We start from the raw sequence: 7,648 nt of genomic DNA, 5'->3' as shown, positions 1-7,648 counted from the left end.
AGTCGGCATCAAAAAAATGGAGTATGCCGATCCAGAACTGGCGGCTGGCAATGAGCCGTTTTATTATCGAGTTCGGTGATCGCCTGAGCGATCACCTTTAATACAGGGGCAGTTACACAGAATTACGTACACCCTCGTTTATACCGGTGCCTAGTCTTTACAAGTAATCGCCGGTGGGTTTCATTTTTCAAAGTGATTTTTTATAGTAATCTCTTTTATACTGTTGAGGTTGTCTATAAGAACCGCCACCTTATCTAATGTTATGTCAGGGTTTATAAATATTCTTGTGAAGTATCTTATTGATTGATTGAAATCTAATTTATCACCACATTCTATTATTTCTTTGCTATGATAACTCCCATCAGGTTTTTTTATCAAAAGCTTTATTTCTGTTTTTTCAATATCTTTAAAAGCATTGTCTGTCACTATGTCTATAATATAGTCATTTTCAGTGAGATATTTATCTAGTTCTTCTTTTATTGATGAGTGTAAATTAGAGGTAAAACATTTGTTTACTTTTTCTGTTATCGTGCCGCTGTTATATTTTTTGAATTCAAATAGCTTTTTCCAGGGCTTTCTATTAACGATATCATCTATTATTTTTTCATCGTGATGGTTTCCTTCTACTATTTCAGGTATCGTTTCATTAATAAAATAGTCATCTGAATTATCTAGGTAGAATTTCTCTAATAAATCTATAGAATTTCCTTCTTCGTAAGCATCTAGTTGATATATTCTGTTTATTAATTCCTCTCTTTTTTCTTCATCTTTTTTACACACCTTTGATAGCATGGCAGAAAAAGACCTGTTCGTCTTATGATAATAAACCTGGCTAAAAAGACTTGCCCTAGAAAATATAAATTCTGATATGGAGTCGATTGAGCTTTCTTTATATCCCAGACATACTTTAGCTCCATCTAGCACTGGGACTACTGACATTAAAAGCCTTTCTACGTTGTATATCCCACATTTTACCCCAGAGAAATAACTATCACGTAATAAATAATCCATTCTATCAGAGTCTATTGGACAAGAGGATATAAGTGATGTAAGTAATGGTTGGATATTATATTCAACATTGTTGTGATTGAAATATATAATACCTCCGTTGTATTTTGAATCTATAATTTTCAGAATATTTTCTTCACATACATCATTCTTAATATCTAGATCTAATAGTATTTTTTTTATAAATATTAAAGAGATGTGCTCATGCTCTACATTTTTTTCGATTAACTCATATATATCAGAGAAACTATCGCCTAAGTATTTAATTAATAGCTTTTTCGTTAGAACAAACGAATCGAATTGATGAGACATAGGGCCATGACCAATATCGTGCAATAATGCTGCTAATCTAAGCTCTTGTATGTTTTTTGTTGGTATGAATTCTAAATATTTAAAAAGTAAACTGTCATTGTATTTTTTATCGTAGCGATAAGAGTTAATTAATAGATTTTTTATGATGTTGTATGAGATATGCATTACACCTAGTGAATGCTCGAATCTGCTGTGCATTGCAGAAGGAAAAACCTTATAAAGGAAAGTGTTTTGTTTTATGTTTCTTAACCTCTGAAACAGAGGGTGTCCAATGACTTTCTTCTCTATATCAGTTACTCTAATAGTTCCATGTATAGGGTCAAGTATTTTCCCATTTAATAGCTTTTCAAATTCCATGTGTTACCTCAAAGTGTATTTTTAATGACTGAACGCAGATATAAAATATTTCATTGTTATAGTTTTTGCAAGGTGATCCATTTATGAGTAATTATTATTTAAATATAAATAATTTAAATTATAATTACTCGTATGCTATTTATAATAAATGCTATTTTATATGTATTGATATTCACTCCACCGTAATACTCTCTCCATCCTGATGCGTGATCCGCAGTCGGGTGCCGACGATCGCCGTTTGCACCGCCTGACGGATGGTCATCGTGCCGATAACCGGGTGAGGCCGTACCGCGCCGGTTTTACTGGTGTCGGTGATGATGCCACAGCCGGTGGCGTGGGCGATCTGCTGGGCGGTTTCGTCAAAGCGCTCGAAACGGAGGTCGTAGGTGCCGATTTTGTCGCATTTACCGTAGGGCACCGGCTGGTTGGCTGGCGGCATATTGGCACCGCTATCAGGCCATGCTGACGTTCGGGAACAGCCGGACAAGAGCCCTGCTCCGCATAACAAAAGTATTCCGGATAACAACGATCTCATAGGGATAATGCCGGTTCGGACAGGCTTAAGCGCCATGATGCCTCCTGATCAAGCCGTGACGGGTAAGTGGTGGCCTTCTGCACGATGGGGCGAGGTCCCCCCTCAGTGCGAGACACCGTTTATTATCGTCGCTGGATGTAAAAGATCGCGTGCCAGGTGTAACAAGCACACTGATTGGTGTGAGTGGCTGTTTCTGCCGGTGCAATATTGGGAAAAATCAGCCCGCCAGGGAGGTGCGGGCTGACCAGGGGGCAGAGGCTGAGGCCAGAAAGCATTAACGCGGCGCGGCGAGAGCCAGCGAGCTATTGTCGCTCAGGTTGAAAAACGTCATGGTGTTGTCCAGATTTTTCGCCTGCTCGTGTAACGAGGAACTGGCGGAGGCGGACTCTTCGACCAGCGCCGCATTTTGCTGGGAGGCTTGCTCCAGCAGGGTGATGGCGGTGTTAACCTGTTCGATGCCTTTAGCTTGCTCTGATGAGGCCATTGAGATATCCGCCATGAATTCATTCACGCGTTTGATCTCGTCCATCAGCCGCGCCATATCCTGGGTGGAGAGTGAAGCGACTTTTTCGCCCTGGGCGATTTCATTGGCCGTTTTTTCGATCAACTCTTTGATTTCACGCGCAGACCCGGCGCTGCGTTGCGCCAGACTGCGCACTTCAGACGCCACAACGGCAAAGCCTTTACCCGCTTCGCCCGCGCGGGCCGCTTCCACCGCCGCGTTAAGCGCCAGAATATTGGTCTGGAAGGCGATGCCATCCATGATGCTGATGATATCGTTGATCTTGTTGGAGCTGTCGGCGATATGCTGGATGCGTTCGATCATCTGGCTGAAGTTGCTGGCATTTTTTTCCGCCAGCGCCGCCACGGAGTTGGTCAGTGTCATGGCTTTGCCGGTGTTGGCGGTGTTTTCCTGCACCGACGCGGTGATCTGCTCCATGCTGGCGGCGGTTTGTTCGACGGATGACGCCTGCGCTTCGGTACGGGCGGCGAAATCCCGGTTGGCGGCGGAGATCTGTTCCGCGCCAGCCGCGACAGAACCGGCCGAGTCTCTGACATCCAGTACGATTTTGCGGAATGCCTGCTGCATGTCTTTCAGCGAAACCATCAACCCACCCATTTCGGTATTATGCTGGGGAGGAATATCCAGCGTCAGCACGCCTTGTTCCATCATGCCGAAATAGGTTCTGACTTTTTGCATTGGCGTCAGTACCACAGTGCGGATGAATTTCAGGGTGAACAGACTCAGGCACAGCACCACTATCAGCGTGGAGATCAAGACAGTTAACGTGTGTTGGTAGAAGTTATCCGCGTTGTCGATCTCTTCGAGGCCGATACCTTTGGCGAAGGTGACAAACAGCGTCAGCTTTTGGCGGAAGGTTGCACCTTTCTCCAGTGCTTCTGGCACCAGCGTGCTATAGAACCGATCAACGTTTCGTTCGCGCAGCGCGGTGAGCATCGGGGCGACAGCATTGTTCATGTAGTCATTGTAGGCGTCATCAATTTCACCGCGCAGCGCCTGGCCTTGCTGTGTCAGCGCTCGAATGTTGCGTAGTTCCGTCATGGTGCTGTTGGCCGCATTGATGTAGTCACTCAGGCGCTCAAGGCCAGCCTGAATGGTGGCGTCATCTTTTTTCCCTTCGATGGCCAACGCGACATTAATGCCAGCCAGCCTGGCGTTCAGCATTTCGGAATAAGCAGAATAAAGGGGGATAAGCTGTTCTCCCTCAATGCTGTTGACCTTGCGGATAGACAGGTTGCTTTGCATGGAGGAATACAGGCTGAATGTGCAAACAGAAAGTAATAGCAGCACAAATACGGTGATAACGCCGTAAAGCCCATTTTTTATTTTGATTTTTTCTAACATCCCCTATCTCCTTTAAACGACGAATTTCCCTGCCTGCCGCTATGGTTTCTTATGTCTTGCTGACATGAAGTCAATATCGGTAAGGCGACTATTAAGCTGTGTTTTTCATCAGACGCGGCGTGCCTGCCCGATAGGGGGGACAGCCTAATAGTTTTATAACGAATGGTTGTTGATGTAGGTCAGACTGTGCCCTTCAATGATTCTCGTCCCCTGTGCTGGTAATCTCCGCCAATTGTCTGTTTTGTCGTAAACCTCACATCACTTTTCCCTTATAAATCAATTTATCAGCGCTGGCCTGCGTTTTGCACCGCATGAGGGATATCAACCAACGCGGCGAGGGTGAGATGAAGGGAAGTGAGATTCTGGCGTTGTTCGACGAGCCAGCCTGTGAACATAACCACAAGCAAAAGTCGGGGTGCAGCGCGCCCAAACCCGGTGCCACCGCAGGCGGCTGCGCGTTTGACGGCGCGCAGATCACGTTGCTGCCGCTGGCGGATGTCGCCCATCTGGTACATGGGCCGATTGGCTGCACCGGCAGTTCCTGGGATAACCGCGGCAGCCAAAGCTCCGGCCCGACGCTCAACCGGCTTGGTTTCACCACCGATCTCAGCGAGCAGGACGTGATCATGGGGCGTGGCGAACGGCGGCTGTTCCATGCGGTGCGGCATATCGTCAACCGCTACCGCCCGGCGGCGGTGTTTATCTACAACACCTGCGTACCGGCGATGGAGGGCGACGACATTGAAGCGGTATGTCAGGCGGCATCGGAGGCGGTGGGCGTGCCGGTGATCGCCATCGACGCCGCCGGTTTTTACGGCAGCAAGAATTTCGGCAACCGGCTGGCGGGCGAGGTGATGGTGAAAAAGGTGATGGGCCAGCGGGAACCAGCACCCTGGCCGCAGGACACCCCATTCGCTCCCGAACACCGGCACGATATCGGCCTGATTGGGGAGTTCAACATTGCTGGCGAGTTCTGGAACGTGCTGCCGCTGCTGGACGAACTGGGTATCCGGGTGCTGGGTAGCCTGTCCGGCGATGCCCGCTTCGCTGAAATCCAGACGATGCACCGGGCCGAAGCGAACATGCTGGTGTGCTCGCGGGCGCTGATCAATGTCGCCCGACAGTTGGAGCAGCGCTACGGCATCCCGTGGTTTGAAGGTAGCTTCTACGGCGTGCGGGCGATGTCCGACGCGCTGCGGCAACTGGCGGCGATGACCGGCGATGCGGACCTGATAACCCGTACCGACGCGCTGATAGCCCGCGAAGAGGCCGCGGTGACGCAGGCGCTGGCACCGTACCGCGAACGACTACAGGGGCGCAAAGTCCTGCTGTACACCGGCGGCGTCAAGTCCTGGTCGGTGGTGTCGGCGTTGCAGGATCTGGGTATCACCGTGGTCGCCACCGGCACCCGCAAATCCACCGAGGAGGACAAACAGCGCATCCGCGAGCTGATGGGCGACGACGCACTGATGCTGGAAGAAGGCAATGCCCGCACGCTGCTGGATGTGGTTTACCGTTACGGTGCGGACATGATGATCGCGGGCGGGCGCAACATGTATACCGCGTACAAGGCGCGGCTGCCGTTTCTGGATATCAATCAGGAGCGCGAGCACGCTTTCGCCGGGTATCGCGGGCTGGTGGCGCTGGCACAGCAGCTGTGCCTGACGCTCGATAGCCCCATCTGGCGGCAAACTCATCAACGGGCCCCGTGGCACTAAGGAGCAGCGATGGCACAGGTGATTCGCAGTAAAAAACCGCTGGCGACCAGCCCGATTAAAAGCGGTCAGCCGCTGGGGGCGATTCTGGCCGCTCAGGGCATCGAACACTGCATCCCGCTGGTGCATGGCGCGCAAGGGTGCAGCGCGTTCGCCAAGGTATTTTTCATCCAGCATTTTCACGAGCCGATTCCGTTGCAGTCCACCGCGATGGACCCGACCACCACCATCATGGGTGCGGACGACAATATCTTCACCGCGCTCGCCACGCTGTGCCAGCGCAATACGCCGAAAGCGGTCGTGCTGGTCAGCACCGGGCTGTCCGAGGCGCAGGGCAGCGATATGGCGCGGGCGGTGCGGCAGTTCCGCGACGATTATCCGCGCTTTAAATCGGTGGCGATCCTGACGGTCAACACGCCGGATTTCTACGGATCACTGGAGAATGGCTTCAGCGCGGTGGTGGAGAGCATTATCCAGCAGTGGGTGCCGGAAAAACCGCCGGTGGGGATGCGTAACCGGCGCGTCAACCTGCTGCTGAGTCATCTGCTCAATCCCGGTGATGTCGAGCTGATCCGCAGCTACGTCGAAGCGTTTGGGCTGCAACCGGTGATCCTGCCGGATCTGTCGCAATCGCTGGACGGGCATCTCGCCAGCGGCGATTTTCAGGCGGTGACGCAGGGTGGTACGCCGCTGCGCGGTATCGAGCAGATGGGGCAAAGCCTGAGTACCATCACCATTGGTACGTCATTCCAGCGCGCAGCCAGTTTGCTGGCGATGCGCAGCCGCGGTCAGTCGCTCAGCCTGCCGCATCTGATGACGCTGGAGAACATGGATTGCTTTATCCAGCACTTGCAACAGCTGGCCGGGCGTGACGTCCCGGCGTGGATCGACCGTCAGCGCGGGCAGTTGCAGGACGCGATGATCGACTGCCATATGTGGCTGCAAGGTCGGCGGATGGCGCTGGCGGCGGAGGGCGATCTGCTGGCGGGCTGGTGTGACTTTGCTCTCAGTCAGGGCATCACGCCGGGCCCGGTGGTGGCACCGGTCAACCAGCAAAGTCTGGCGGCGTTGCCGGTGGAGCAGGTGGTGATCGGCGATCTGGAGGATTTGCAGGATCTGCTGTGCGACAACCCGGCCGACCTGCTGCTGTCCAATTCCCATGCCGTCGATCTGGCGGAACAGTTCGGTATTCCGTTGATCCGCGCCGGATTTCCGATCTTCGATAAGATCGGCGAGTTTCGCCGCCCGCGTCAGGGCTATGCCGGTATGCGCGACACCCTGTTCGAACTGGCGAACCTGATGCTGGCGGGTCATCACCACCAGCCGGTTTACCACTCGCCGCTCAAGCAGCAGTTTGCGCCGCCGCGGCGTCAGGAGGCGGACCATGCAGCATGTTAACCGGCATCTCAGCGCCATCAGCGTCGGCGTCTGGTCAATGAAGGTGGCGTTCGCCAGTTCGGATTATCACCATGTCGATCAACACTTTGGTGCCACGCCCCGGCTGGTGATCTACGGCGTGAAAGAAGATCAGGTCACGCTGCTGAAAGTGGTGGACTTCAACGTGCGCTACGGTCATCAGGAGGACAAACTCACCTGCCGCATTGATGCGCTGGAGGACTGCGTCACATTGTACTGCGTGGCGATTGGCGACACCGTATTCCGCCAGTTGTTACAGGTGGGGGTACGGGCGGTGCGCGTACCAGCCGATACGCCGATCGCCCAACTGTTGCAGCAGATCCAACAGTGCTGGCATGACGGCGAGCCGCCCGTCACCCGCCGCCAGCGCGACCCTAAGCGTTTCGAACGGCTGATCGCCGAACAGGAATGGCGCGAGGAGGATGATGTGTTGTGAGG

General features: G+C 52.2%; 6 protein-coding genes. 3 read left to right on the top strand and 3 right to left on the bottom strand.

Going from position 1 to position 7,648, the window contains the following annotated elements; translation table 11 throughout:
* Positions 1-180 precede the first annotated feature (180 nt).
* The 3 genes from OB87_RS00600 to OB87_RS00590 all read right to left on the bottom strand — a co-directional run bounded on the left by OB87_RS00600 (position 181) and on the right by OB87_RS00590 (position 4,079).
* On the bottom strand, positions 181-1,677 hold the full coding sequence (locus OB87_RS00600) for an HD domain-containing protein (RefSeq protein WP_033567507.1): 1,497 nt from the start codon (positions 1,675-1,677) through the stop codon (positions 181-183).
* A 172-nt stretch (positions 1,678-1,849) separates the two neighbouring features.
* The gene (locus tag OB87_RS00595) at positions 1,850-2,248 is read right to left on the bottom strand and encodes a hypothetical protein (protein WP_081977327.1); all 399 of its coding nucleotides are present in this window, start codon (positions 2,246-2,248) and stop codon (positions 1,850-1,852) included.
* 238 nt (positions 2,249-2,486) lie between these two features.
* Positions 2,487-4,079, bottom strand: coding sequence for a methyl-accepting chemotaxis protein (locus tag OB87_RS00590; RefSeq protein ID WP_033567506.1), 1,593 nt, complete (start codon positions 4,077-4,079; stop codon positions 2,487-2,489).
* Between the two features lie 344 nt (positions 4,080-4,423).
* On the opposite strand from OB87_RS00590, the gene nifE reads away from it, so the two are divergent.
* The 3 genes from nifE to OB87_RS00575 are packed head-to-tail and all read left to right on the top strand — an operon-like array spanning position 4,424 to position 7,646.
* Positions 4,424-5,797, top strand: a complete 1,374-nt coding sequence (gene nifE / locus OB87_RS00585; protein WP_033567505.1) for a nitrogenase iron-molybdenum cofactor biosynthesis protein NifE — start codon at positions 4,424-4,426, stop codon at positions 5,795-5,797.
* Between the two features lie 9 nt (positions 5,798-5,806).
* Positions 5,807-7,192, top strand: coding sequence for a nitrogenase iron-molybdenum cofactor biosynthesis protein NifN (gene nifN, locus OB87_RS00580; protein WP_033567504.1), 1,386 nt, complete (start codon positions 5,807-5,809; stop codon positions 7,190-7,192).
* Positions 7,179-7,646, top strand: a complete 468-nt coding sequence (locus OB87_RS00575; RefSeq protein WP_033567503.1) for a NifB/NifX family molybdenum-iron cluster-binding protein — start codon at positions 7,179-7,181, stop codon at positions 7,644-7,646. The genes nifN and OB87_RS00575 overlap by 14 nt, the downstream gene beginning before the upstream one ends.
* The last annotated feature ends 2 nt before the right edge of the window (positions 7,647-7,648 follow it).

Origin of the sequence: Dickeya undicola (assembly GCF_000784735.1) — a bacterium.
Classification (GTDB): domain Bacteria; phylum Pseudomonadota; class Gammaproteobacteria; order Enterobacterales; family Enterobacteriaceae; genus Dickeya; species Dickeya undicola.
Note: the sequence above shows the minus strand (reverse complement) of the source record. Positions and strands in the feature narration are given on the sequence as shown.

Bases quoted from the DNA above. Each gene is read 5' to 3' on its own strand.
- OB87_RS00600 (WP_033567507.1), bottom strand. From the start codon at position 1,677: ATGGAATTTGAAAAGCTATTAAATGGGAAAATACTTGACCCTATACAT.
- OB87_RS00595 (WP_081977327.1), bottom strand. From the start codon at position 2,248: ATGGCGCTTAAGCCTGTCCGAACCGGCATTATCCCTATGAGATCGTTG.
- OB87_RS00590 (WP_033567506.1), bottom strand. From the start codon at position 4,079: ATGTTAGAAAAAATCAAAATAAAAAATGGGCTTTACGGCGTTATCACC.
- nifE (WP_033567505.1), top strand. From the start codon at position 4,424: ATGAAGGGAAGTGAGATTCTGGCGTTGTTCGACGAGCCAGCCTGTGAA.
- nifN (WP_033567504.1), top strand. From the start codon at position 5,807: ATGGCACAGGTGATTCGCAGTAAAAAACCGCTGGCGACCAGCCCGATT.
- OB87_RS00575 (WP_033567503.1), top strand. From the start codon at position 7,179: ATGCAGCATGTTAACCGGCATCTCAGCGCCATCAGCGTCGGCGTCTGG.